This is a genomic window from Desulfovibrio sp. DV, from assembly GCF_001936595.1.
Classification (GTDB): Bacteria; Desulfobacterota; Desulfovibrionia; order Desulfovibrionales; family Desulfovibrionaceae; genus Solidesulfovibrio.
In genome coordinates this window covers 1-23,807 of sequence record NZ_MLBG01000051.1, presented here as the reverse complement: position 1 = coordinate 23,807, position 23,807 = coordinate 1, and the positions used below count along the sequence as shown (strand labels likewise).

At 64.5% G+C, this 23,807-nt stretch carries 23 protein-coding genes and 1 pseudogene; 10 read left to right on the top strand and 14 right to left on the bottom strand.

The genetic code is table 11. The features are described from left to right. Positions 1-144 precede the first annotated feature (144 nt). The 6 genes from DVDV_RS12395 to DVDV_RS12370 form a co-directional block, all read right to left on the bottom strand. The gene (locus tag DVDV_RS12395; RefSeq protein ID WP_075354965.1) at positions 145-660 is read right to left on the bottom strand and encodes a rhodanese-like domain-containing protein; all 516 of its coding nucleotides are present in this window, start codon (positions 658-660) and stop codon (positions 145-147) included. Beyond that, positions 642-1,142, bottom strand: a complete 501-nt coding sequence (locus DVDV_RS12390) for a MauE/DoxX family redox-associated membrane protein (RefSeq protein ID WP_083634769.1) — start codon at positions 1,140-1,142, stop codon at positions 642-644. Before DVDV_RS12390 ends, DVDV_RS12395 begins: the two co-directional genes overlap by 19 nt. A gap of 115 nt (positions 1,143-1,257) precedes the next feature. After that, the gene (locus DVDV_RS12385; RefSeq protein WP_083634768.1) at positions 1,258-2,220 is read right to left on the bottom strand and encodes a LysM peptidoglycan-binding domain-containing protein; all 963 of its coding nucleotides are present in this window, start codon (positions 2,218-2,220) and stop codon (positions 1,258-1,260) included. Between the two features lie 53 nt (positions 2,221-2,273). Then, entirely contained in the window at positions 2,274-3,023 is a 750-nt protein-coding gene (locus tag DVDV_RS12380; RefSeq protein WP_075354964.1) for a flagellar motor protein MotB, read from the bottom strand. 6 nt (positions 3,024-3,029) lie between these two features. After that, positions 3,030-3,875, bottom strand: a complete 846-nt coding sequence (motA, locus tag DVDV_RS12375) for a flagellar motor stator protein MotA (RefSeq protein WP_075354963.1) — start codon at positions 3,873-3,875, stop codon at positions 3,030-3,032. After that, on the bottom strand, positions 3,872-4,465 hold the full coding sequence (locus tag DVDV_RS12370) for a hypothetical protein (protein WP_075354962.1): 594 nt from the start codon (positions 4,463-4,465) through the stop codon (positions 3,872-3,874). The genes motA and DVDV_RS12370 overlap by 4 nt, the downstream gene beginning before the upstream one ends. Before the next feature lie 106 nt (positions 4,466-4,571). On the opposite strand from DVDV_RS12370, the gene DVDV_RS12365 reads away from it, so the two are divergent. The 5 genes and pseudogenes from DVDV_RS12365 (at position 4,572) to DVDV_RS12345 (ending at position 8,740) form a co-directional block, all read left to right on the top strand. Further along, positions 4,572-5,768, top strand: a complete 1,197-nt coding sequence (locus DVDV_RS12365; protein ID WP_075354961.1) for a homoserine O-acetyltransferase — start codon at positions 4,572-4,574, stop codon at positions 5,766-5,768. Beyond that, positions 5,758-6,372 (top strand): methionine biosynthesis protein MetW, encoded by a 615-nt coding sequence (gene metW, locus DVDV_RS12360; protein ID WP_075354972.1) that lies wholly within the window; start codon positions 5,758-5,760, stop codon positions 6,370-6,372. The genes DVDV_RS12365 and metW overlap by 11 nt, the downstream gene beginning before the upstream one ends. 135 nt (positions 6,373-6,507) lie before the next feature. Further along, positions 6,508-7,685: pseudogene (locus DVDV_RS12355) on the top strand (acetylornithine transaminase). A gap of 81 nt (positions 7,686-7,766) precedes the next feature. Beyond that, positions 7,767-8,444: a nucleotidyl transferase AbiEii/AbiGii toxin family protein gene (locus DVDV_RS12350; protein WP_075354960.1), complete on the top strand. Its 678-nt coding sequence runs from the start codon at positions 7,767-7,769 to the stop codon at positions 8,442-8,444. Next, the gene (locus tag DVDV_RS12345; protein WP_075354959.1) at positions 8,441-8,740 is read left to right on the top strand and encodes a hypothetical protein; all 300 of its coding nucleotides are present in this window, start codon (positions 8,441-8,443) and stop codon (positions 8,738-8,740) included. Before DVDV_RS12350 ends, DVDV_RS12345 begins: the two co-directional genes overlap by 4 nt. Before the next feature lie 122 nt (positions 8,741-8,862). Here the strand turns inward: DVDV_RS12345 and DVDV_RS12340 are convergent, their stop codons facing one another. From DVDV_RS12340 to fdnG, 3 genes are all read right to left on the bottom strand, one after another. Beyond that, positions 8,863-9,771, bottom strand: a complete 909-nt coding sequence (locus tag DVDV_RS12340) for a formate dehydrogenase accessory protein FdhE (RefSeq protein ID WP_075354971.1) — start codon at positions 9,769-9,771, stop codon at positions 8,863-8,865. A gap of 112 nt (positions 9,772-9,883) precedes the next feature. Then, positions 9,884-10,618 carry a 4Fe-4S dicluster domain-containing protein gene (locus DVDV_RS12335; RefSeq protein ID WP_075354958.1) on the bottom strand — a complete coding sequence of 245 codons (735 nt, stop codon included), beginning with the start codon at positions 10,616-10,618 and terminating at the stop codon, positions 9,884-9,886. 59 nt (positions 10,619-10,677) lie between these two features. Further along, positions 10,678-13,716: a formate dehydrogenase-N subunit alpha gene (fdnG, locus tag DVDV_RS12330; protein ID WP_139311613.1), complete on the bottom strand. Its 3,039-nt coding sequence runs from the start codon at positions 13,714-13,716 to the stop codon at positions 10,678-10,680. Between the two features lie 478 nt (positions 13,717-14,194). On the opposite strand from fdnG, the gene fdhE reads away from it, so the two are divergent. From fdhE to DVDV_RS12310, 3 genes are all read left to right on the top strand, one after another. Beyond that, on the top strand, positions 14,195-15,076 hold the full coding sequence (gene fdhE, locus DVDV_RS12320) for a formate dehydrogenase accessory protein FdhE (RefSeq protein ID WP_075354955.1): 882 nt from the start codon (positions 14,195-14,197) through the stop codon (positions 15,074-15,076). A 175-nt stretch (positions 15,077-15,251) separates the two neighbouring features. Continuing rightward, positions 15,252-16,538: a citrate synthase gene (locus tag DVDV_RS12315; RefSeq protein WP_075354954.1), complete on the top strand. Its 1,287-nt coding sequence runs from the start codon at positions 15,252-15,254 to the stop codon at positions 16,536-16,538. 321 nt (positions 16,539-16,859) lie between these two features. Beyond that, positions 16,860-17,060 carry a hypothetical protein gene (locus tag DVDV_RS12310; RefSeq protein WP_075354953.1) on the top strand — a complete coding sequence of 67 codons (201 nt, stop codon included), beginning with the start codon at positions 16,860-16,862 and terminating at the stop codon, positions 17,058-17,060. Positions 17,061-17,072: 12 nt separating this feature from the next. Here DVDV_RS12310 and DVDV_RS12305 read toward each other — a convergent pair whose 3' ends face one another. From DVDV_RS12305 to DVDV_RS12285, 5 genes are all read right to left on the bottom strand, one after another. After that, positions 17,073-17,585, bottom strand: coding sequence for a 3D domain-containing protein (locus DVDV_RS12305; RefSeq protein ID WP_083634767.1), 513 nt, complete (start codon positions 17,583-17,585; stop codon positions 17,073-17,075). Between the two features lie 413 nt (positions 17,586-17,998). Next, entirely contained in the window at positions 17,999-19,111 is a 1,113-nt protein-coding gene (gene tatC / locus DVDV_RS12300; RefSeq protein ID WP_075354952.1) for a twin-arginine translocase subunit TatC, read from the bottom strand. 120 nt (positions 19,112-19,231) lie between these two features. Beyond that, the gene (locus DVDV_RS12295) at positions 19,232-21,124 is read right to left on the bottom strand and encodes a potassium transporter Kup (protein ID WP_075354951.1); all 1,893 of its coding nucleotides are present in this window, start codon (positions 21,122-21,124) and stop codon (positions 19,232-19,234) included. Between the two features lie 226 nt (positions 21,125-21,350). Beyond that, positions 21,351-22,076 (bottom strand): EI24 domain-containing protein, encoded by a 726-nt coding sequence (locus DVDV_RS12290; protein WP_075354950.1) that lies wholly within the window; start codon positions 22,074-22,076, stop codon positions 21,351-21,353. Positions 22,077-22,113: 37 nt separating this feature from the next. Further along, positions 22,114-22,398, bottom strand: coding sequence for a hypothetical protein (locus DVDV_RS12285; RefSeq protein WP_075354949.1), 285 nt, complete (start codon positions 22,396-22,398; stop codon positions 22,114-22,116). 201 nt (positions 22,399-22,599) lie between these two features. Between DVDV_RS12285 and DVDV_RS12280 the strand changes: the two genes are divergently transcribed. Both DVDV_RS12280 and DVDV_RS12275 read left to right on the top strand, forming a co-directional pair. Beyond that, positions 22,600-23,106: a hypothetical protein gene (locus tag DVDV_RS12280; protein WP_075354948.1), complete on the top strand. Its 507-nt coding sequence runs from the start codon at positions 22,600-22,602 to the stop codon at positions 23,104-23,106. Further along, the coding region (locus DVDV_RS12275; protein ID WP_139311612.1) for a tetratricopeptide repeat protein at positions 23,106-23,807 on the top strand (702 nt) is incomplete at its 3' end. The genes DVDV_RS12280 and DVDV_RS12275, both read left to right, overlap by 1 nt.

Sequence of the window (23,807 nt, the reverse complement as noted above, 5' to 3'; positions counted from 1 at the left end):
CGAACCGGTCAATCCGGCTGGCCAGGAGCGGGCAGGGCGCTCCCCGGGGCAAGCCGCCGGAGAACCGGAGCCATCTTTTCGTCTTTTCGCGCCAGGCTTTGGGCCGGGTTATTTTTGGAAAGCGGGGCAATGCCCCGCTTTCCTTTATTTGACCGCTTCGACGGGCAGGGCGGCTCCCTTCCAGGCAAAGATGCCGCCAGGATAGCGCACCACGTTGGTGTAGCCGAGCTTTTTGGCCCACACCGCGCCGTTGTGGCTGCGGGTGCATTTGACGAAGCCGCAGTAGATAACGATGGTCTTGTCCTTGTCCGGGCCAAGCAGCTTGACGTAGTCGGCTTCGGACTTGCCGTCGGTTTCCTTGGCGTCCCAGGCGGCCATGTCCGGGATGGGGAAGACGAAGTTCACAGCACCCGGCACATGCTCCTTCTTGAAGCTGTCCTCAAAGGGCATGGTGTCGACGATGACCATGGGCTTTTTCTCGTCCATCCATTTCTTGAGTTCCTCGGTGGACACCAGCCCGTAGCCGCCTTTCTGGGTGTCGCGCACGAGCTTGACGGCTTCTTTTTCCTTGGCGGTCTCGTCCTCGAATTTGTCGGCCAGGGCCGGGGCGGCCAGGGCGATGACGGTCAATAGAGCCAGGATCAGTTTGACGGCGCGCATGAACACTCCTTGCAGGTTGGGGGTTTGGGGCGGGCGGAGCGGGAATGGAGCCGTTGCCACAGGACGCAGTAGGCAACGCCTGCAAGCATCACCCCGTCGCGCCACAGGGTTGGCCACAGGCCGTGATACACCTCGCCTTCGATGTCGCCCGGGCCGTAGCAGCCGCAGTCGATGTCCAGGCCCTGGCGGATGGCGTTTACGATGACGCCGATGAAAAGGAAGAGCAGGAAGCCGATGATGGCCAGTCCCCCCCGGACATTGCACAGGAGCAGCCCGCCGCCGAGGACCTCCAGGGCCAGCAGGCCATAGGCGGCCGGCTTGACGCTGTCCGTCGGCAGGATGGCAAAGGCCTTGATGGTCAGGACAAAGGCGTGGACATCGGCGAGCTTGAGCCCGGCGGCCGCGAGGAACGCGACGGCCAGGGCAATACGGACGGTCCGGTAGGTCCAGACCGAGGCGAGGATGGTTGCGAGCTGTTTCATGCTGGTTGCGGGCCGCTTCGTAAGGGAAGCGACCCTGCAACCGTAGCACGGCTCAAATGGTCCGACAAATCAGTAGTTTGAATCAGTCTGCTGCAAATCCATCGACAAAGCCGATTCAGGGGGCGGCCGGGGTCTGGGCTGCCGGCGCGGGCGCGTCCTGGGCCTTGGCTGCGGCGTCGGCCGGGGGGGCGCCATCCTTTTTGATCGGGATGCGCAGCACCGTGCCCGGGCGCACGTTGTCCGGGTCGATGTCGGGATTGGCGTTTATGACGTCGCGGATGCGCGCGCCATTGGCGTTGGCCACCTTGGACAGGATCTCGCCTTCCTTGACCGTGTATTCGATGTATTCACCGGGTTGCAGCGGCGGGGCGGGCTTGCGGGCCGGTTTGGCCGCCTGTCCGGGCAGGTTGATGCTGGCCCCGGCCTTGAGGTTCTTGTCGGTCAGGCCCGGGTTGGCGGCGAGCAGATCGGCTTCGGACACGCCGTACTTCTTGGCGATGCGCTCCAGGCTGTCGCCCTTTTTGACCGGATAGGTGGCTGCCTTGCCGGCTGCCGGGGCGGCGGCGATGCCCTGGGACTTGGCCGAGGCCTCGGTGATGGGGGCGTAGAAGTAGAAGATGCGGCCGGTGGGGGTGTCCTTGTCGTGGCGGTGGCCGATGAAAAGCGCGCCGGGCCAGTTCCAGGTGGCCACCGAATAGGCGTGGCCGGCGGCATCGGTTTTCTGGCGCACGGCGTCCGGGGGGCCGTACTTGGCTTCCAGGCTGTTCTCCAGGGCCTCGGCCGCCCCCTGTCCCTGGTAGCCTATTTCGGCGTGGTAGAATTTGTCCTTGTAAAAGGAATAGGTGACGTTTTTAAGGGCAATGCCGCCCAGTTCCTTTTTTTCCCCGGCCCGCTCGTAATGGATGATGTCGCCGTCGCGGTCGATGCCGTTGAGGTCGGGCAGGGAGGCGGCCGGCGCGCCCCAGGGCACACCCCGGAAATCGGCCGGCTGCTTTTGGGGATCGGCGGCCAGGGCCGGGGACAGGGCAACGGCCAGGGCCAGGGGGGCCAGGAGGGCGGAAAGAAGTCGCATACGCATAGACAATCGGTCCTCCGTGTGAAGTGGCGGGCAATCTACGCCAGGATGCGGCGTCAGTACAGCCCCTGGGAGCCGGCCACATCGGGACGGTGGAAGTAGAATTCCACCCGGCGGTTGGCCGAGGCCGCCTCCGGGGAAAAGTCCGGCATAAGCGGCCGGGAATCGCCGTAGGCCACGGCCCGGATGCGCCCGGCCTGGATGCCGCCCATGGCGATGATGGCCCGGGCGGCAGCGGCGGCCCGGGCTCCGGACAGTTCCCAGTTGGAGGGATAGAGCCCCTTGACCGCCTCGGCCGCATCGGCATGGCCCCGGATGACCAGGGCGACGTTGTAGGTCTTGAGCACGTCCACCACCTCGGCCAGCAGGCGTTTGGCCGTCTCGGTCAGTTCGGCCGAACCCGGGGTAAAAAGCATGCCGCTTTGCAGGCGAAGGAGCACCCCGACATCGTCGGAACTGATCCCGCTGCTGTTTTTGAGGTAGGGGTCCTCGGTGATGATTTTTTTAAACCGCACGGCAATGGCGTAGCGCATGGCATCGTCGCGATTGAGCGCCGCCGTGTGCTGGCGTTCGTTGGCGTCGGGAGAGAAAAGCGCCCCTTGGGCCGGTTTCAGTTCGCCCTGGAAGTACTGCTCGAGCTGCTTGAGGGTGGCCGGCGGGGTCATGTTGATGATCCACATGAGCAGGAAAAAGGCCATCATGGCCGTGACGAAATCGGCGTAGGCCACCTTCCAGCTCGATCCGTGGGCCTGGGGGAAGCCGGGGAGCTTGGGCGGCTTTCGCGGGGCGGGTTTTTTGCCGGACATGGCGGCCTAGCCCCGCAGCTGGGATTCGAGTTCGGCAAAATCCGGGCGAAGGGCCTCAGGCACGGCCCGGCGGCCGTATTCCACGGCAATAAGCGGCGTGGCCCCCCGGGCCGCCCCGGCGATCACCGCCCGGATGACCGAGAAATAGGTCTGGCGCTCCATGGCCTGGTTTTCCAGGTTCGTGGCCAGTGGCCCGACAAAACCATAGCACAGGAGCACGCCGAGAAAGGTGCCGACCAGGGCCGCGCCGATGCTGTGGCCGAGCACCTCCGGCGGCTGGCTGATCTTGCCCATGGTCAGCACCACGCCAAGGACGGCGGCCACGATGCCAAGGCCGGGCAGGGATTCGGCCACCTTGCCGAGATTGTGGCCGGGACTGGCGGCCTGCTGGTGGATGGCCGCCATGTCGAGATCCATGAGTTGTTCGAGTTCCTGGGCGTCGCCGGTGACCAGGAAGACGCGCATGGTGTCGCAGATAAAGGCCAGGGCCGCCTTGTCGCGCGACAGGCGCTTGGCCTGGGAAAAGACCGAGCTGGACTCGGGGTGCTCGATGTCGTTCTCAATGCTCATGAGGCCCTCGCGCCGGGACTTGCCCAAAAGCCGCGACAGGCAGGTGAGCGCCTCCAGGTAGTCCTCCCGGCCGATGTGGGCCGGGGCGATGGCCCGGGGCAGGCCCCGCACGATGAGCGACAGGGAATTGCGGGTGGAGCTTATGAGCATGGCCCCGATGGCCGCGCCGAAAATGATGACCAGTTCGGCCGGCTGCAGCAGCACGGCAAAGATGCCGCCTTCCATCAGATAGCCCAGGCATACCGAGGCGATGACGACAATGAAGCCGACAATGACGATCATGGGGGGCTGTCCTGTCCCTGTGCCGGGAGCGGCCCGGACACGTCAGGCTCGTCGAGGAGCCGGTCGAGGTTGAGTCCCGGGGCCGGGTCGTGGTCGGGACGAAGTTCGCCCCGAACCACGGCATCGATCCAGCTGGCCAGGCCCGGAGCGCCGAAACGGCTGACGTCGACAAATTCCAGGGCCTTGTCAAAGGGCGAGCCGCGCCCCAGGCGCAGGAAGCGCAGGCCGGCTTGCAGGCGGCCGGCGCTCAGGGTGAGGCGGGCGGTGGCGGCGTGGAAAAAAAGCGACAGCAATTCGCCCTCGGTCTGGGGGCGGTACTCGCGCAGGCGCAGGTAGAGGAAAAAGGCTGGAACGGCGGCCAGGGGGTCAAGAATCGCGGCCGGGGCGTCGAGGGTCAGGCCGATGCCCTGGGCCGAGATGTCGGCGACCACCAGCCGGCAGCCGTCGCGCCGCGACGCGGCCGGCCGGCCCAGTTCGGCCAGGGGCAGGCGGGCCGGGGCGGCCGGGGGGGCCGGCCACAGGGCGAATTCCAGGACCGCGTCCCCGGGCGGTCGCACCCGTTTTTCGGCCCGGCGTTCCACAGCGTCCATAGGTCCTCCCTGACGAAGTCCTTGTGCCGTGCCGGTCCGGGAAAGTCAAAGTGATCCCCCTTTGACTTTCCCGTCCGGGCTGGTAGGAAACGGCCAAGAGGATGCCATGAGCGAATACGTCGAACAGTCGCCCTCCGGAGCCAGCGTGGGACAGGTGGCCAAGCTGTTTTTCACCGTGGCCGACGCCGAAAACCCCCTGGTGGTGGAGTCGGGGCGCAGCCTTGGTCCCGTGACCCTGGCCTACGAGACCTACGGGACCCTGAACGAGCAGGCTTCAAACGCCGTGCTGGTGCTCCACGCCCTGACCGGCGACTCCCACGCCGCCGGCTACTACGACAAGGCCGACGCCAAGCCCGGCTGGTGGGACCTGATGATCGGTCCGGGCAAGCCCATCGATACCGACCGCTATTTCGTCATCAGCTCCAACGTGATCGGCGGCTGCATGGGCTCGACCGGCCCGGCCAGCGACGACCCGGCCACGGGCAAGCCCTACGGTCTGACCTTTCCGGTCATCACCATCGGCGACATGGTGCGCGCCCAGAAGCGACTGGTCCGGCATCTGGGCATCGAGGCGCTTTTAAGCGTCGTTGGCGGCTCCATGGGCGGGATGCAGGTGCTCGAATGGGCGGTGCGCTACCCGGACATGGTGCGCTCGGCCGTGCCGCTGGCCACCACCACCAAGCACTCGGCCCTGGCCATCGCCTTTAATGAGGTGGCCCGGCAGGCCATCATGGCCGATCCGAACTGGAACGGCGGCCATTACTACGACGGGGCGGCCCAGCCGGTCCACGGCCTGGCCGTGGCCCGCATGATCGGGCACATCACCTATCTTTCCGACGAGGCCATGCGCCAGAAGTTCGACCGCCGCCTGCAGGACCGCTGCGAAATCTCCTTTGCCTTTGAGGAAGCCGATTTCCAGGTGGAGTCGTATCTGCGCTACCAGGGCCAGAAGTTCGTGGACCGCTTTGACGCCAATTCCTTTCTCTACGTCACCAAGGCGGCGGACTATTTCAATCTGGAGTCCAGCCACGGCTGCGGCTCGGCTGTGGCCGCCTTTGCCAAGGCCAAGTGCCGCTTTCTGGTGGCGTCATTTTCCTCGGACTGGCTCTATCCCACCTACCAGTCCCGGGCCATGGTCCAGGCCATGAAGAAAAACGGCCTGGACGTGAGCTTTGTGGAGCTCGAAGCCAAGTGGGGGCACGACGCCTTCCTGCTGCCAAATGCCCGGCTTTCCGGCATGATCGCCCGGTTTCTCGACCGGGCGGCCAGTGACGCCGGCAAGGAGGATGCCCGTGCGCTATGACCTGTCCGTGATCGCCTCGTGGATCGCACCCGGCACCCGGGTCCTGGACCTCGGCTGCGGGGCCGGGGACCTGCTCCATATCCTTTCGGTCGATAAAAACGTGCGCGGCACGGGCATCGAGCGGGAGGAGGAGAAAGTCAGCCGGGGCATTGAAAAGGGGTTGTCCATTCTCCATGGCGATATCATCGAGGAGGTGGCCGACTACCCGGACGGGCATTTCGATTACGTGATCCTGTCCCAGACGCTGCAGCAGGTGTTTGAGCCGGCCGTGCTCATCCGCGAGATGCTCCGGGTCGGCAAGTGCGGCATCGTGAGCTTTCCCAATTTTGCCTACTACCGCATCCGGGGCCAGCTGCTTTTTCGGGGCCGCGCTCCGGTGTCGCGGGAGCTTCCCTACGAGTGGTACGACACGCCCAACATCCGGGTGATCACCATCCGGGATTTCCGCCGTTTTTGCCGCAAGGAAGGCTTTGCCATCGCCAAAGAGACGGCGGTCAGCACGCCGCACCACCACGAACAGGGCATGGTGGTGACCTTTCTGCCCAATTTGCTGGCCTCCTACGGCATGTTCATGCTGACCCGGCAGGGTGCGGCGGCAGATTAGCTGCGTTTTCTCAGCGTGTTGCGGCAAGCCTCTGCCGGTTGGCCGTATTGCGGTCCGGGGAGAACAGGCCTATAGCCGCTCTTTGCTCCGCACGCATCGTCCTGACAGCGCCCGGAGCCAAGGAGGACGCCAAAGATGCACCAATCCCCTGTCGACAGCAGCGCGTTGCTGGAGATAACGGTTCGGCCGGATCTCGTTTTCGTCTCCGGCCAGGGTTCCTGGCTCACCGACAGCCAGGGCAGGGTCTATCTGGACTTCATCCAGGGCTGGGCAGTCAACAGCCTGGGCCATGCCCCGGCCGTCCTGGCCCAGGCCATTGCCGCACAGGCTAGGCGTCTCATCACCCCCAGTCCCGCCTACTACTCCGACAAGCTGCTGGCCTTTGCCGCTCGCCTCGTCGCCGCGACACCCGTAGACAAGGTTTTTTTACCAACAGTGGCGCAGAGGCCGTGGAAGGGGCGGTGAAGCTGGCCCGCAAATGGGGCCAGGTGCACAAAAACGGCGCTTACGAGATCATCACTTTTCACAACGCCTTTCACGGTCGGACGCTGACCGGCATGGCCGCTTCGGGCAAGCCGGGCTGGGACACGCTCTTTGAACCCAAAACCCCGGGCTTTCCCAAGGCGGTCTATAACGACCTGGATTCCGTGGCCCCTCTGGTCACCGACCGGACCGTGGCCGTCATGCTGGAACCCGTCCAGGGGGAAGGCGGCGTCATTGCGGCGGACGACGCGTTTTTGCGCGGCCTGCGCCGGTTTACCGAAGAGCGCGGCCTGCTGCTGATCCTGGACGAGGTCCAGTCCGGCATGGGCCGCACCGGAAAAATGTTCGGGCACCAACATGCCGGCATCGTTCCCGACATCCTGACCATGGGCAAGGGCATCGGCGGGGGCTTTCCCCTGGCGGCCATGGGCTGCCGGGCCGAGGTATCCTGTTTTGCGCCCGGAGAGCAGGGCGGAACCTACAACGGCAACGCATTGGCCTGCGCAGCCGGGCTGGCCGTTTTGGAGGTGTTGCTCGCGCCGGGCTTCCTGGACGCCGTGGCAGCGGCCGGGACCTATCTGCGCGAACAACTTGACCCGGTGGCCCTGGGCCTGGGCTATGGCCGGGTGCGCGGGCGCGGTCTGTTGCTCGCCCTTGATCTGGGCTGCGACCGGGCGGCGGCGGTGGTGGAAGGATGCCGGGAGCGGGGCTTGCTGGTCAACAACACGCGGCCTGACGCCATCCGGCTGACCCCGGCGCTGACCGTCACCCATGAGGAAATCGACCGCTGCGTGGCTATTCTGGGCGAGGCGCTTGCGGCGGCGAGATAGGCCCGGACAACCGGAGCGAATCGGATGGCGCAGAAGCAAATAATCCTGTTTGGCCGTTGGCAATCCGTGTAGAATCTCTCCATGGACGATTTTGCCCCGAGGCTTGACAGCCTTCCCCCGGCCCAGCGGCGGTTGTGGCCGGAGCTTGATGCGACGCCGGAACTGTTTACGCTCTATGGCGGAACGGCCCTGGCCTTGCGTCTGGGACACCGGGTCTCGGTGGACTTTGATTTTTTTTCCGACCAGCCATTCGATCCCGACGCTCTGGCCCGTTGTGTGCCCTATCTCAGGGAGGCGGAGCGCGTCCAGGTTGCCCCCAACACCCTGACCTGCCGGGTGGAGCGCGGGGAGCCGATCCTCGTTTCCTTCTTCGGCGGGCTTGGCCTGGGCCAGGTCGCCCCGCCGCAGCGGCCATGCGGGAGCAGCCTTGCCGTGGCGTCCCTGCTCGATATTGCCGGAACCAAGGTCGCGGTGATTCAGAAACGGGCCGAGGCCAAGGATTATCTCGATATCGATGCGCTGTTGCAGCACGGCCTTGCTCTGCCGACCGCCCTGGCAGCGGGGCGCGTGGTGTACGGACGCAGCTTCAATCCGCTTATAAGCCTCAAGGCGCTCAGCTATTTTGGCGACGTGCCGCAGTTGCCTGCCGCTGTGGGCAAGCGCCTTCTCGCCGCTGTCGCCGCCGTCGATCCGGCCAGGTTGCCGACGCTTGCGCCCTATCGGCCCCGGTCCGGCGAAGAAACAGGAACGGCGCAGTGAAGCCCCTGCCCGTAACGCCGGAACTGCTTGCCGTGGCCCGGCGCGTGGTCTGGTTCAAACCCCCGGAGGAAGCATTGGCCGATCCGGTCCATTTTCTGGCCCATGTCATGACCTACGGCACAATCGAGGATGTCATGGTGCTTGGCGGGGTGGTCGGTTTGGAAGAATTCCGCGCGGCCCTGGAACAGGCCCCTCCCGGGGTCTTTGATCCCCGATCCTGGGCCTATTGGAACCTCAGATGCGGTCGCCAGCCGGCCCCGCCCCTGCCGACCCGCCTGGGACTGCTTTCCGCCTGAGCCCGGCCCCGGCGCCCCGTCGAAACGGCCCTGCGGGGCCAAACAGAATCCCCTGCTGTCTTTGCGCGTCTGATCCCGGTGTGCCCGGCTCCGAAAAAACGGGGCCGGGCACACGTTTTTGGTTATTCATCCCCTATCTGGTTCCAGGGCCTGGGGCAGATCGGCTCGTAGCCGCGCTCCCGGGCGGCGGCGTCGAGGTGGGCCAGGGCGGCCGGGGCCGCGTCGGCATCAAAGGCCGCATCGACATCCACCCGGTTGGTCACCACCAGATAGCGCCGGCAGGTGGAGCAGGCATGGATGCGCTCGCGTTCGCGCCCTTCCGGGACGAACAGATCGAGCTTGTCGTGCTCGCCTTCGCCGCACGACGGGCACACCAGCCTGGGGAAACGCCACAGATGGCCGCACAGCGAACAGTGGAGCATGAGCCGGCCGGCCTTGGCGATGAGAAACTCCGACGGCTCGGCCTGTTCCTTCAAAAGCCCCAGGTCCGGGGCCGAACCGCATACCGGGCAGTGGTTTTTGCGCCACAAGGCGTCGTCGGCCAGGGCGGCCAGCCGGGGCGCTTCACTGCGCAGCACCGTGGCAATCGTCTCCTGGGTCAGAAAAAAGAGCGCTTGCGCGCTGATGCCGAGTTCCTCGGCCAACCCCTCGAAATCAGCCGGCTGGTCGCTGAAAAATCCGGCTACCAGCGGCCCGGCCAGACGCGGGCTCTGGGCCAGTCCCTGGGCCAGGATGGCGGACTCCCGGGCCACGGCCGGGAAGATGTGGCCGATGCCCGGCAGCAGGGTCTGGGCGGCGGCCAGGAAGCCGGGCACCAGGGCGGCCGGCTCGGTCGTGCCCAACAGCGTTTCCCCGGCGGCAAACCGGTCGGGATCATAGGCCACGTCGAAAAGTCCCTGGGGCAGCTCGGCGGCCACCTCCCGCCGCAATGTTGCCAGGGCGGCAAAGGGTGCGGCAATGGACAGGGCCTCGGCCGGCGGCGGCACGTCCGGAAGATCGGGCTGAGGCGTGTGGGTGAAGCGCATGCGCATGGGAGTGTCCTTGGAAAAAGGGAAAACACGGGCCAACGGAAAAAGGGGGACCGACCCGGTGGCCACTGGCAGATGGCGCACGGGTCGGTCCGGGGGAACGGAAGCCTTCGGCCTAGCCGCGAAGCCTCGCAACCGGCCGGGTCAGCATGGCCAGGAAGGCCTGGCGCGACATGGGGCCGGGGGCCTGGCGCACCGTGCGCGCGGCAAACTCGTGGTAGAGGTTGCGGGGTTCGGTGATCAGATAGATGACGCTTAAGTAGTCCTCGTCGAGGAGCTGGGCCTGGGGATGCGTCTTCTTGACCTTTTCCAGGGTCTTGTGGGCCAGGGCCAGCATGTCGGCCCGCTCGCCGATGTTCATGGAGCCGGTGCAGCAGGTTTTGACGCAGGCCGGCTTCATGCCGGCCCGTTGCCGGTCGATGCACCAGTCGCATTTGCTGAGCATTCCCGTGGCTTCGCTGCGCACCGGGATGGCGTAGGGGCACACGTCGCGCACTTCTCTGGCCTGGTCGATGGTGAGCTGTTTGGACTTGTCGGTATACAGCACGGCTCCGGTGGCCTCATCCTGGATGATGGCACCGGGCACGTAGGCGTCGGCCGCGTCCTTGCAGGGCGGGGCGATGCAATGCCGGCATTGGTCCGGGAAAAAGAGCCATTTGATCTTGCCGTCGATCTTGTGCTCGTTAAAGCGCACGATCTTGAAATTGTACGGCGTAAAATCCGGTGGATTTTGGTGCGTTCCGCGTTGCAGCGTGGGCACAGCCTGATGCTCGTGCCATTCCTTGCAGGCCACCTGGCAGCCCCGGCAGGCCGTGCAGCGGGATGTATCAATGAAAAACGCCTTGGGCATGGCGGATTCCCCTTCTTATAGTGCGGCCGGAACCAGGACGATCCCGGCCGCAATGGTCGTTAGCGTTGCAGCTCCGTCACCTTGTCGGCCTTGCGCAGATTGCACAGGCAGGCCTTGTACTCGGGAATGCGCGTGTTGGGGTCGGCCACCGAAACCGTCAGGCGGTTGGTGGCGTCGCCGCAGCCCGGCGTGGTCCAGCCGAAGCAAAACGGCATCCCGATTAGGTGAAGGGTCTTTCCCTGGACCTGAAGCGGCGTCATGCGCACAGTGACCATGGCCACGGCCTCGACCTTGCCCCGCAGAGTCTCGATGATGACCACGTCACCATTCTTGACGCCTTTTTCCTTGGCCAGCTCCTGGCTGATCTCCACATAGAGCTGGGGTTCGGCTTCGAGCAGGGCCGGGGTGTTGCGCGTGTCGCCGCCGCCGCACCAGTGTTCGGTGAGGCTGTAGGTGGTGAGCACGATGGGGAAGCGCGGATCGCCGTTTTTGGCCAGGGCGTCGATGTCGCTTTCCGCCACCTTCATGCAGGGATTGCTCATCTGCTTGGAGAAGGGGTTGACGGTTATGGGCGTTTCCGCCGGTTCGTAGTGTTCCGGGAAGGGTCCGTCCACCCGGCCGGGGCCAAAGAGCTGCCCATGGCCCTCGGTGTGCATGATAAACGGATACACGCCCTTGGGATCGGCCATCGGGGGCGCCGGCCCGTCGGGCACGTCGCCGACCCATTTGCCCTCTTCCCAGGCAATGACGGTCTTGGCCGGGTTGTAGGGCTTGCCGTTCACGTCCACCGAGGCCCGGTTGTAGATGATGCGCCGGTTGACCGGCCAGGCCCAGGAGTAGTTCGGGAACAGGCCGATTTTGGCCTGCATCGGCGTCTGGTTGTGGTCGCGGCGTTTGGTCAGGTTGCCGGCTGCGCCGTAGCTGCCGGTGTAGACCCAGCACAGGCTGGTGGTCGCGCCGTCAGCGGTCAGCATGGGGAAGGCCGGAACCTGATCACCCTTTTTGTACTGTTTGTCGCCCACGGTCACGTCGCGGGTGAACTGGCCGTTGATCTTTTTGGCCATGAAGTCCGGGTCGTACTGTTCATACCACTCGACGTTCTGGATGGGGGCCGGAAACGCGCCGCCGTCCTTGGCATACAGCGCTTTGACGCGCTTCATGATCTCGACCACCATCCAGCCCATGGGCTTGGACACGCCCATCGGCTCGTAGCCCTTGTAGTGCCACATGTGCCAACGGCCGGAGTTGGAAGTGGTGCCGTCTTTTTCGCCGCGCTGGCACGACGGCAGCATGAACACCTCGGTCTTGACGTTTTTGGAGTCAAAACCCGGCTGCCGCCAGAAGGCGCAGGTCTCGGTTTCGTGGGCTTCGCCGATGACCAGCCAGTCGAGGTTGGTCAGGGCCTTTCTGATCTTGTGGGTGTTGGGCATGGACATGGCCGGGTTGTGCCCATAGATGAACCCGCCCTTGATCTTGCCCTTGTACATTTTGTCGAACATAAAAAGGCTGGCGTACTCGACGTTGGGCTCGATTTTGGGCAGCCAGCCGTAGCCGTACTCGTTTTCCGCCGTGGCTGCGTCGCCAAACCAGCCCTTGAGCAGGCTGACCACGTACTTGGGCCGGTTTTGCCACCAGTTGACGCTTTTGGGGTCCTTGGTCACCGGCGTGTTGGCCTTCAGGTAATCGGCCAGGGTGGCCCAGGCCGTGGTCGGCACCGGATGGTAGCCGGGCAGGGCGTCGTAGAGCAGGGCGTGGTCGGTGGAGCCCTGGACGTTGGGTTCGCCGCGCATGGCGTTGATGCCGCCGCCGGCCACGCCGACGTTGCCGAGTAAGAGCTGGATCATGGCGGCCAGCCGGATGTTCTGCACGCCAACCGTGTGCTGGGTCCAGCCCAGGGCGTACATCATGGTGGCGACTTTGTCCGGCTTGCCCGTGGCCCCGACAGCGTCCCACACCTTGAGCAGGTTGTCCTTGGACACGCCGGTGATGGAAGACACCGTGCCGATGTCGTAGCGCGAGTAGTGCTTTTTGAGCTGCTGGTAGACGCAGCGCGGATGCTGCAAGGTCTTGTCGCGCACGACCAGGCCGTTTTCGTCCTTGTCAAAGGTCCAGGACTTGCGGTCATAGGTCTTGGTGCCCGCGTCAAAACCCGAGAACAGGCCATCCTTGAAGGTGAAGCCCTCGGAGATGATAAACGAGGCGTTGGTGTACTCGGTGACGTATTCCTTGAAGTACAGTTCCTTTTCCAGGATGTACTTGAGCAGGCCTCCGAGGAAGGCGATGTCCGTGCCGGAACGAAGCGGCACATGGAAATCGCTGCGGGCCGAGGTGCGCGAGAACTTCGGGTCCACGTGAATGACCGTGGCCCCGGCGTCTTTGGCCGCAAGCACCCATTTAAACGAGATAGGGTGGTGTTCTGCCGCGTTGCTGCCCATGATGAGCACCACGTCGGCGTTCTTGATATCAATCCAATGCTGGGTCATCGCGCCGCGTCCGAACGACTCTGCCAGAGCCGGTACAGTGGGCGAGTGTCAGATCCGGGCCTGGTGGTCCATGTGGACGACACCCAGGCTTCGCAGCATTTGGTGCGTCACAGCGCACTCTTCGTTGTCCATCTGGGAGGTGCCGAGGTGGAAGATCGATTCCACCCGGTTGACCGTCTGGCCCTTGTCGTTTTTTTCAATAAAGTCGCGGTCCCGGGTTTCCTTGACGCGCTTGGCAATGCGGTCCAGGACGAAGTCCCAGTCTTTTTCTTCCCACTTGTCGCTGCCCGGAGCCCGGTACTTGGGCTTTAAAATCCGGTGGTGGCTGACATGCATGGAATGGAAGGCCGCACCCTTGGGGCAAAGGGCTCCTTCGCTGACCGGATAGTCCGGATCGCCTTCCGAACTGATAAATTTTCCATCCTTGACGAACATGAGGATGCTGCACCCGCACGAACAAAACGGGCAGGTGGACTGGAATTCCTTGGCCCCTTCAATGCGCAGCGTCGTGGCGTACGCCGCTGCCGGACGGGGATCGAGGCCCAGGTCTTTGAGACCCAGGCAGGCCAGTCCGGCCCCCGTCAATTTCATAAATCCGCGTCGCGATATGCCCATACGGCCTCCTTGGAATGTTCCCCGGCAATGGCGGCAATCCGCCCAATGTCCCACGATTTATGTCAAAACAGGCACACGATTGTGATAAAAAAGCGGACGCCGAGCGGTCAAACCAATCCCAATTGCGCAAGATCTGGCACAAACAGTCACGCTTTTATCAGGAAAGCTGATGGAGTAGCGTGTAAATTGCCTTAAAAATTGAGTTAAGCTATTTTAAATACAGCAAATATTTTTCCTTGGCGCGCTTTGGCGAAACATCGGGGCCGGGGCCTTGGCTGCCCGAAAGTGGTCCCTTGACGCCTGCCCCGCCTGTTGGCATCGACAGGGCTTGTCGTGGCATCGGCTGGTTTTCCGTCGTCGTTGGCCGGCCCTCCAGTCTGGAAACAGGGTTTGTCTTCGCAGGCCCACGGCACTATGCTTGGCGTGAACGCGACACGGCTCGGCGGCGCTGCCGGCCGCATGTATCGGGAGGTGCCTGATGGCCGGGCAGACGGAAACGGATCTGGCGGTGGCGGACGAGATGGAGCGGCTTCGGCGGGAACGGCCCCATGCCCGGGCCTTTCTCGATCCCTTTCTCGGGGTGCTGTTGGCGCGCGGGCCGCTCGTCGAGGCCCTGGCCATGGTGGCTGCCGGCGGACCGGCACCGCGTCCCGATCCCATCCGCCTCGGCCAGGGTGCCTGCCTGGAGCCGCGTGACGAGTTTCCGCTGGATCGTCTGGCCCTGCAACGCTCCTTTGAGACCCTGCACACGGTCCTGGCCGCCTCTTTTCGCGATGCCCGCTCAGACCTGCTCAATCTCGGCCAGGCCGCCTGCCAGGAACCGGAACTGCTTTACGAGGCCGTGTCCCACATGCTGGCCGACCGGCGGGCCGCCCTGGTCGGGCTTGGCCATTCCTGCGGCGTGGACCCGCGAGTGCTCGGGTTTTGGTGTGTGCAGCTGGTGACGCCCCTGGCCATGGCCCGAGGGCGGCTGCTTGGGCCGCTGGTGGCCGAGGCCGCCTGGAACCGCGGCTATTGTCCGGTCTGCGGCTCCTGGCCGGGCTTTGCCGTGCGCGGCAGCGCCGGGCTGGCCATGCACTGCTCTTTTTGCGCCGCCACCTGGCGCTTTACCCGCCGGGAATGCCCCTACTGCGAGGCGCCCGGACCATCCGGCCAGGTGTACGTCGTGCCAGGCCACGATGCCGAGCGGGTGGCGGTGTGCCGGCGCTGCAATCATTTCCTGGGCGAGCTGTCCGCCGCCGCCCTGCCCGGTCTTCGCCCGGAGATCGCCGCCCTGGTCCTGGCTCCCATCGAATTGCTGGCCCGCCAGCACGGGCATGTGCCGGCCACCATGGACTGGCGGCAGATGGTCTGGACCTGATGCGCCGTCTGGCCGCCTTGGCCGGGAACCGGCCGGCGCCGGCCGGGCACCGGGCCATCACAGGGGAAGACAAGACCGAATTTTTTTTCTAAAGTGCCCCCTTCCCGGACCGCCGACGAAGGCCCTGCGCCGTTTCCGGCCGTTCTCCCGCACCCTCTGCCTCCCGAGGAGTCTCATGCGCGAACGCAAGACCGCCACCCTGACGTACGGCGACAAGACCGTTGAACTGCCCGTCCTGGTCGGGACCGAAGGCGAGGTGGGCATCGACATCACCTCCCTGGAAAAGGACACCGGCCTGCTGTCGTTTGACCCCGGCTACGGCAATACCGGCTCCTGCCAGTCGGCCATCACTTTCGTTGACGGCGAAAAGGGCATCCTGCGCCATCGCGGCATCCCCATCGAACAACTGGCCGAAAAAAGCTCGTTTATCGAGACGGCCATGCTGCTTATTTTCGGGAAATTGCCCACGGCCGAAGATCGTACGGCCTTTCGCAATCTTTTGTCCGAACATGAGCTGTTGCACGAAGGATTGCTCCACCATTTCGATGGGTTCCCGCCGGGCGGGCAGCCGATGGCCATTTTGTCGGCCGTCATCAACTCCCTGGGCAACTACCATCCCGAACTGCTGGAGATTCAAAACGCGGTCGAATTCCGGCTGGCCGTGGCCAAGATCATCAGCAAGGTGCGCACCATCGCGGCGTTTAGTTACCGCAAATCGCTTGGGTTGCCGTTTATGTATCCCGACCCGAACCTGAGCTATTGCCGCAACTTTCTGCACATGATGTTTTCCGTGCCCAACCGCGAGTATGAGGCCACCCCGCAAGCCGCGGCCGCCCTGTCGCTTTTTTTAGTGGTCCACGCCGACCACGAACAGAACTGCTCCTGTTCCACCGTGCGCATGGTCGGGTCCACCAAGGCCAACCTCTTTGCCAGCGTATCGTCCGGCATCTGCGCCCTGTGGGGCCGGCTGCACGGCGGAGCCAACGCCGCCGTCATCCAAATGCTCACCCAGATGCTGGAAGGGCGCTATAAGGTCAAAACCTATCTGGAGATGGTCAAGCGCAAGGAGCAACGGCTCATGGGCTTTGGCCACCGGGTGTACAAGAACTTCGATCCCCGGGCGCGGGTGCTCAAAAAGGCCGCCGACAACCTGCTCCTGCAGTCGGGGCGGCCGGACCCGCTCATGGAAATCGCCCAGGAACTGGAAGACGCGGCCCTGCACGACGACTACTTCCAGAGCCGCCAGCTCTATCCCAACGTGGATTTCTATTCCGGCATCATCCTGCGGGCCCTGGGTATCCCGGTCAACATGTTCCCGGTCATGTTCGCCATCGGCCGCATGCCCGGCTGGATCGCCCACTGGCACGAGGAAAACCGGGACGTCACCACCCGCATCCACCGCCCCCGCCAGATCTACACCGGCCCGACCCGCCGGTCGTATGTGCCGCTGGACCAGCGGTAGAGGGAGACGCGGGAGAAAAGATGCCTCCGGCGGCCAAAGGGCAGTGCCCTTTGGAAACCCACCTGGGGGTTGTTTGATTAACCAGGCGTGCCGCCAAATCGGCGAGATGAAGTGAACAAAAAAGACGAGAACGGCAAATACGTAAGCGCGGCACTTGTCGGGAAAGACAGGTGCCGCGTTTTCTTTTGTCGTGAGGACAGGAGCCGGGCTGTCGGCTGGGATGCGGGGAGGCTGGTTGCTGCCTGGGGGCGTCCGATGATGGACAAACGCCCGGGATGGGCTACAACGGCTGGAAATCTGACGTGATTCGGAGGATGGACGATGGCTGACGTGTCGCTTCTAAAGGTGGCGGTGGCCCTGGGCCTGGGCATCGTGCTGGCTGGCGTGCTTGCCTTCGTGTTGGCCCGGATGGCCGAAAACCGGGGCGGCAAGGGACTTTTCCGGACCGCGTTTCTACTGGTGCTTTGCGTCTACGCCCTGGGCTTTGCGGCCCGCTTTACCCTGATCGAACTTCTGCCCTAGGGCTGCGCCGGGTCACTGCCAGGTGATGTTGAGCGTACGCTTGCCCCACTGTCTGGCCCCGCATTGGTCGTCGCCATAAAAGATGTCAATGGTCTTGTCGTGGCGGCCGTGCATGACGTCGAGCACCTTGTACTGGCCGGGCAGGCCTTCGATGCTGATGACGTCGCCCCGGTCAAGCCCCATGTCGAGCAGATCCGGCGAGACCGCAACAGCCTTGACGCCAGAGGTGAGGGTATCGCCCCAGGCCCCGCGCGGCGCGCGTTTCTTGGAATTGACCGAGCAGCCGGTGTAGGCCAGCGCCTTGACGCGAACGGACTTGTACGGGGAAGCGGCCGCCCTGGCAAAGAGAAAGGCCGGGTCTTCCAGACGGCCAATGGCGGCGTCCTCAGGTTTTTTCTTGGATGGGCGGGAGGCGGCAGAAGAGTCGGCCAACGCATTGGGGCTTTTGGTCCCGGCGCAGCCGGGCAGGGTCAGTGACGTGACCAGCAGGGTCAACGCCGTGATCATAATTCGGACATGTCGCATCGTCGCTCCATGGCTTCGGGACGACTGACCCGCAACGCCGGCATCTGGCAGGGATGCCTGGGGGAGGCGGCGGGGCAAGTCGGCCGGGCAAGGGTCCGGCCGTGTTGTGTCGTCCGCGTTGGTGGAGTGGCTCGCGTGGGGACGAGAGCTGTGCCCCGGGCACCGACATCCGGCTGCGGGGCGACGCGCTTGTGGCAGCGTCACGGAGTCAGGCGGAGCGGATAGCGAAGCGGCGACCGCTGCCTGTAGCTTACCTATGGCGATTTGAGGGAGGGCTGTCAAGCCGGGGCCGGCCAGACGGCCGGCCCCGGAAAGTGTCGTGAGCAGAGGTGGTTGCGACCAAGGGCTTTGCCGTTTTGCGGAATAACCCTGTGATGGCAGCGTGTTGCGAGAGTCCGAAGAAACTCGTTTTTTTACCCGGCCTTGGGCCCAGTGTCACCGGCCGTGCCTGCCGTTGCCGTGGCCGCCGGTTCGGCGTCGGGCGCTTCGGGCTCGCCCGGGGTGTCGGGCGATTTGGGGGGTTCGGGCGGATTCTTGGCCGCTTCTTCCGCCGCCTTGCGGGCGGCCTTTTCGGCCAGACGCGGCTTGTCCACAAACCAGGACACCCAGATGCCAAGCTCGTACAGGACGACCATGGGGCCGGCCATGAGCAACTGGTTGATCGCATCCGGCGTGGGCGTGAGGATGGCGGAAACCACAAAGCTGAGCAGGATGGCCCAGCGGCGGAACTTGCGCAGCGCCTTGGTGGAAACCATGCCGAGGCTGGTCAGGAAGAAGATGAAGACCGGCAGTTCGAAGATGAGGCCAAAGGCGAAGAGCAGCGTGACCGCCAGGGAGAAATAGGCGCTGATGGTCGGCATCACCGTGATGTAGTCCGAGGCGTAGTCCACGAAGAACTTGAAACCAAACGGAAAGACGATGAAATAGCCAAACAGTGCCCCGGAAACAAAGCAGAAGGCCGAGGCGATGGCCACCGGCACGATGATCTTGCGTTCTTCCTTGTAAAGGCCGGGAGCCACGAACTGCCACAGCTGATAGAAGATGTACGGGCTGGCCACGAACGCGCCGGCCACCATGGCCAGCTTCATGACCGTGAAAAAGGTCTCGGGCAGGCTGGTGGCAATGAGCTTGCTGCCGGCCGGCATGACTTCCATAAGCGGGTGCAGCAAAATATCGAGGAGCCGCTCGGCAAAGGAGTAGCTGGCCGCAAAGCCGACGCCCACGGCAATAAGGCAGCGCACCAGCCGGGTGCGCAGTTCGACCAGATGCTCGAGCAGCGGCGCTTCCTTCATGTCCGAAGGGCTGCCGGAAGCTGTCGGGGGCGTGGCCGGCGGGGGCGGCGGCGTGCCGTCTCCGGAGGCCGTGGCCGGCGGCGCCGGCGGTGTCTCGGACCCGGCGGCCGTGTCCGGCATGGCCGGTGCCGTTTCGTTCGTGGCGGCCGGGGCTGCCGTGTCCGGCGCGATTGCGGCGTCTTCGCCCGTGCGGGGGGCCTTCGGGGTGTCGGTATGGTCAGGCGTCTCGCTCATGCGCTCCTCTTTTCTGGCGGCGGACAAAATGAAGCGGCCAGTTTTGCCGCGCCTTCGCGGTTACGGCAGGACGGCTTTGGGGTCAAGGGGAACGGGTAAAATGGCGGTCTCAACTGCGGGTTACAGCTCCACCTGGACGCCCAGTTCCACCACCCGGCCCGGCGGCAGGCCGAAGTAGGCCGTGGCCGGGCGGGCGTTTCGGGACATGAGGGCAAAAAGGGTCTTGCGATAGCCGGCCATCCTGGCCTTGCCCGTGGTGAGCAGGCTTTCGCGGCCCAGGAAAAAGGTCGTATCCGCCGGCGGATCGATGGGGACGCCAAGACTTCTGGCCTGGGCCATGACCGCCGGCACGTTGGGCGTCTCCATGAAGCCGTAGCGGGCCACGATGCGGACAAAGCCCAGGCCCAGATCCTGGATGTCCAGGCGCTCGCTGTCGTCCACGGTGGGCACGTCAGCCGCGGTGATGCTCAAGATCACCACATGCTCATGGAAGATTTTGTTGTGCTTGTAGTGGTGCAGCAGGGTGACCGGGGTGCCCCGGGGAGACAGCGACATGAAGACAGCCGTCCCGGGGACGCGGATGGGCTGTTTGGTGGCCACATCGGATAAAAAGACCCGCAGGGGCACGGTGGAGGCGATGGACAGTTTGCGCAGGGCCTGGCGTCCGTCTTCCCAGGTGGCCATGGCCATGACGATCAGGGCGGCGATGAGCAGGGTGAACCAGCCGCCGTCGGCCACCTTGAGAAGGTTGGAACCGAAATAGGCCAGATCGAAGGCCAGAAACACCGCCACCGGGGCCAGGGCCCGGGGCAGGGATTGCTTCCAGGTCCAGCGGGCCACGAAAAAGTACAGGATGGAGGTGATGCCCATGGTGGCCGTGACCGCGATGCCGTAGGCCGCGGCCAGCCGGCTCGATTCGCCAAAGGCCAGGGTCAGGCCGATGCAGGCCCACATGAGGGCGAAATTGACTTCCGGGATGTAGATCTGGCCTTCCATGGCGCTTGAGGTGTGCACGATGCGCAGGCGCGGGCACACGCCAAGCTGGATGGCCTGCCGGGTCAGGGAAAACACGCCGGAAATAAGGGCCTGGGAGGCGATGACCGTGGCTGCCGTGGACAGGGCGGCCATGGGATAGAGGAGGCTTTCGGGAACGAGGCTGTAAAACGGGTTGGCCGCGATGCCCGGATCAAGGAGCAGGCCGGCCCCCTGGCCGAAATAATTGAGCAGCAGGCAGGGAAAAACGATCAGCAGCCAGGAGTACTGGATGGGCCGGCGGCCGAAATGCCCGAGGTCGGCATACAGGGCCTCGCCGCCGGTGATGCAAAGGACCACCGAACCAAGGACAATGAGGCCGTGCATATGGTTTTCCCGGAAAAAGGCCACGGCATAGGCCGGATTGACTGCGGCCAGAACTTCCGGGGCGGCCAGAATCTGGCGCAGGCCCAGGATGGCCAGCACGGAGAACCAGATGAGCATGATGGGGCCGAACACCTTGCCGATGCCGGCCGTGCCCCGGCGCTGGACCGAAAAAAGACCGAACAGGATCAGACAGGTGATGGGGACCACCAGGGGCGCGGCAGCGTCCGTGGCCACGTTTAGGCCTTCCACGGCCGAGAGCACGGAAATGGCCGGGGTGATGATGCCGTCGCCGTAGAGCAGGGCTGCGCCGCAAAGCCCGAGAAAGGCCAGGATGGTGCGCACATGGCGGTGGCCGGTGTCCTTGGGCAAAAGCTCGATCAAGGCGAAGATGCCGCCCTCGCCCCGGTTGTCGGCAGCCGTGATAAACAGGATGTACTTGACCGTGATGACCATGGTCAGGGACCAGAAGATAAGCGACAGCACGCCCAGCACATTGCCCGGGGTGACGCTTATGGCGTGGATTCCGTGGAAGCATTCCTTGATGGCGTACAGGGGGCTGGTGCCGATATCGCCATAGACAACGCCAAGTGCGCCCAGGGACAGGGCGGCGGTGCGGGCGAATCCGGATTGGGCCTGTCCGGCGGTGTGGGTCATGAAATAGTTTCTCCGCGAGGACGAGGTGTGGCGTGCCGGACCCGGGAGCCGCACGGCGACAGACTTCGCCGGCGTCTTGTGCGCGCGCGACAAAGATGTTGCTGGAAACGCGCTCTCATAGCTTCACCCTCGGCCGCCGACAAGGGGGTGCGGTGGGCCGCGATGGCTTCAGATATGGCAAAATTCGTATTTCCGGAATGTTAGGCAAAAAAATGTGTCAGAATTGTCATTTGGGTCGCTGTGTCGGGTGGCGTCCGGTCATGTCCAGGTAGAGCAGGGTGCCGCTGACGATGGCAAAGGGAAAGAGGATGATATTGAGAAAGGGGATCAGAAGCGGCAGGCCAAAGCCCAGGAGCAAGAGGGGACGACGGGCCAGGGTTTTGAGGCGTTCCCCGAATCGTCCTTCCTCGCGGCTAAACGGATAGTCCATGAAATCAAGGGCAATAAGAAGCGCTGCCGCCACCGGAGCCAGCAATTGCCCGAGCACGGGAATGACCAGCAACACCAGGGGCAGGGCCATGATGAACACGGCCTTCTTGGCTTCCTCGCCAATCATCCGCCAGGCCGGCAGGCCCGGTCCGGCCTGGGTGCTGCCGGCCTGGGCCAGGAGCTTGCCGGCGATATGGTCGTAAAGCGGGGCAGCCAGGATGTTGGCCGTGACCATGAACAGAAAATACATGAGCACAAAGGCCAGAGCGAACAGGATGTACTTGACGACATGCAGGTACAGCCAGGCCAGCACCCCGAGCATTCCCCCGGCAGCACCGTCCGGGGTCCACACGGCAGCCAGGATCTGGTCGCTGGATGCCGCAAACACGGCAAACCCCACCCCATACAGGAGCAGGGCCACAGCAAAGGGAATCGCGCACAGGCCGAGGTAGCCCTTGTTGGCCAGGGCAAAGCGGATTCCCCGGACATGAGCGGCCAAGCCCCTGGGGAAGGCGGTGATCATGGGGAGCCTCCGAAAACGGATGCGGCGTCGGTCAGGATCAGGACGGGTCGACCTCGACCGCGGCCGGGGCAGGGGCCTGCCTGGGGGCCAGGGAGCCGTGGTAGCCTTCGGGATCGTCCTCGGTAGTTGCTTGGATTCGCGTCACCTGGAACGGGACGCCCAGGGCGTCAAGATCAATGAGGGCCTTGGCTTCCTTGACCGCATGAGCCTCATTATGGGCACGTACAACCACGTATTCTGTTTCCGATACGCTTTTTTGCCGACGGAACCAGCCTGTGGTAATCAAAACCTTGGTGGCGAAATAGACACGAAACTTTTGCATGTTGCGTACAACTCCGAAAAAATGCCAGCCTGAGGGCGGGTATGCTGCTAGAATTTCCGCCCTGAGCCAAAATCGGCAGGGACGTAACACTACGTTAAGGCCGGCCGGTCGGCAAGCCCCTCGGCAGGGGTACCCGGATGAACCTGCCTGGACACGGCAACCGGGTGTCGGGCATGTCGGTCCGGGAGACACGGAGGATACATGAAACCACTGTTTACCTGGATGGTTGCGGCTTTGGTTCTGGCCGCCGGAGACGCCAGGGCCGAAGAGCCGGGCCGGGCTCTTTTTGCCGCCAAACGCCTGGCCTGTGCTTACAGCCAGGGCATGAATGCCGTTTTCACCCCCCAGGGCCGGGTCAATCTCAAACCGCCCCTTGATCCCAATACCCCCGGGCTGACCATTGTCATCGCGGATCGGGAAAAAAATCGGGCCCTGTTGGAAGAAGACCAGCAGGAAACGCCGGGCGTGCTCATGACCACGCCGGTCGGGCTGACGGTCATGGCCCGCTATCCCGACGGCGGGGTGACGATGGTGACGGTGTATCCGGTCCATTCCGGGGCCTCGGACAATTATCTCATGGTGTCCTCGCGCCACGGGGCCGGCAGCGAGCCGCAGATTTCCCAACGCTACGGTTTTTGCCGGCCGGGCCAGGAAACGCCGCCGCCGCCGGAACCGCCCGCCCCGCCGGCCAAGAAGGGCGGACACTGATGCCCGGGGCAGGCCGTTTCCCGCAACGGTTTGGCCAGGCGGTCTGCCGGCTGGCCCTGCTGGCCGGCCTTGGCTGTTGGCCGGGCAGCGCCCTGGCTGATTTCGATGATGCCCTCAAGGCTTACGAGGGCGGCAACGATGCCGTGGTGTTACGGGAACTGCGGCCGCTTTTGGCCTCGGGCAACCCCTCGGCGGCCTGGCTCATGGGACGCATGGCCGAGGCCGGGCGGGGGGTGCCGGCAAGCGCCACCGAGGCCGGACGCTGGTATCGCAAGGCGGCCGAGGCCGGCAATGTGCCGGCGATGCTGGCCCTGGCCGATCTCCATCTGCGCGGCCAGGGTGTGCCCCAAAGCGACGCCCGGGCCGGAGATTGGCTCAAAAAGGCGGCAGCCAAGGGATCGTCCCGGGCCTTGCTGGCCCTTGGGCTGTTGCGCCTGGACGGGCGTCTGGGACCGGCCTCGGACGCGCCGGCCTACCTGCGCCGGGCCGTGGCCGCCGGTTCGGGCGAGGCGGCCGTGGTCCTTGGGGAACTGTATCTGGCCGGGCGGATCGTTCCGCGCGACCCAGGCCAGGCCTTTCGGCTGGCGTTGGCCGGCGAAGCGGCCGGAGCGGGGCGCGGGCCGATGGGGGCGCGTCTGGCCGCCTTGACCGCCAAAGCCCAAAGCGAGCTGCCGCCGGCCACGGCCCAGTCCCTGCGGGCC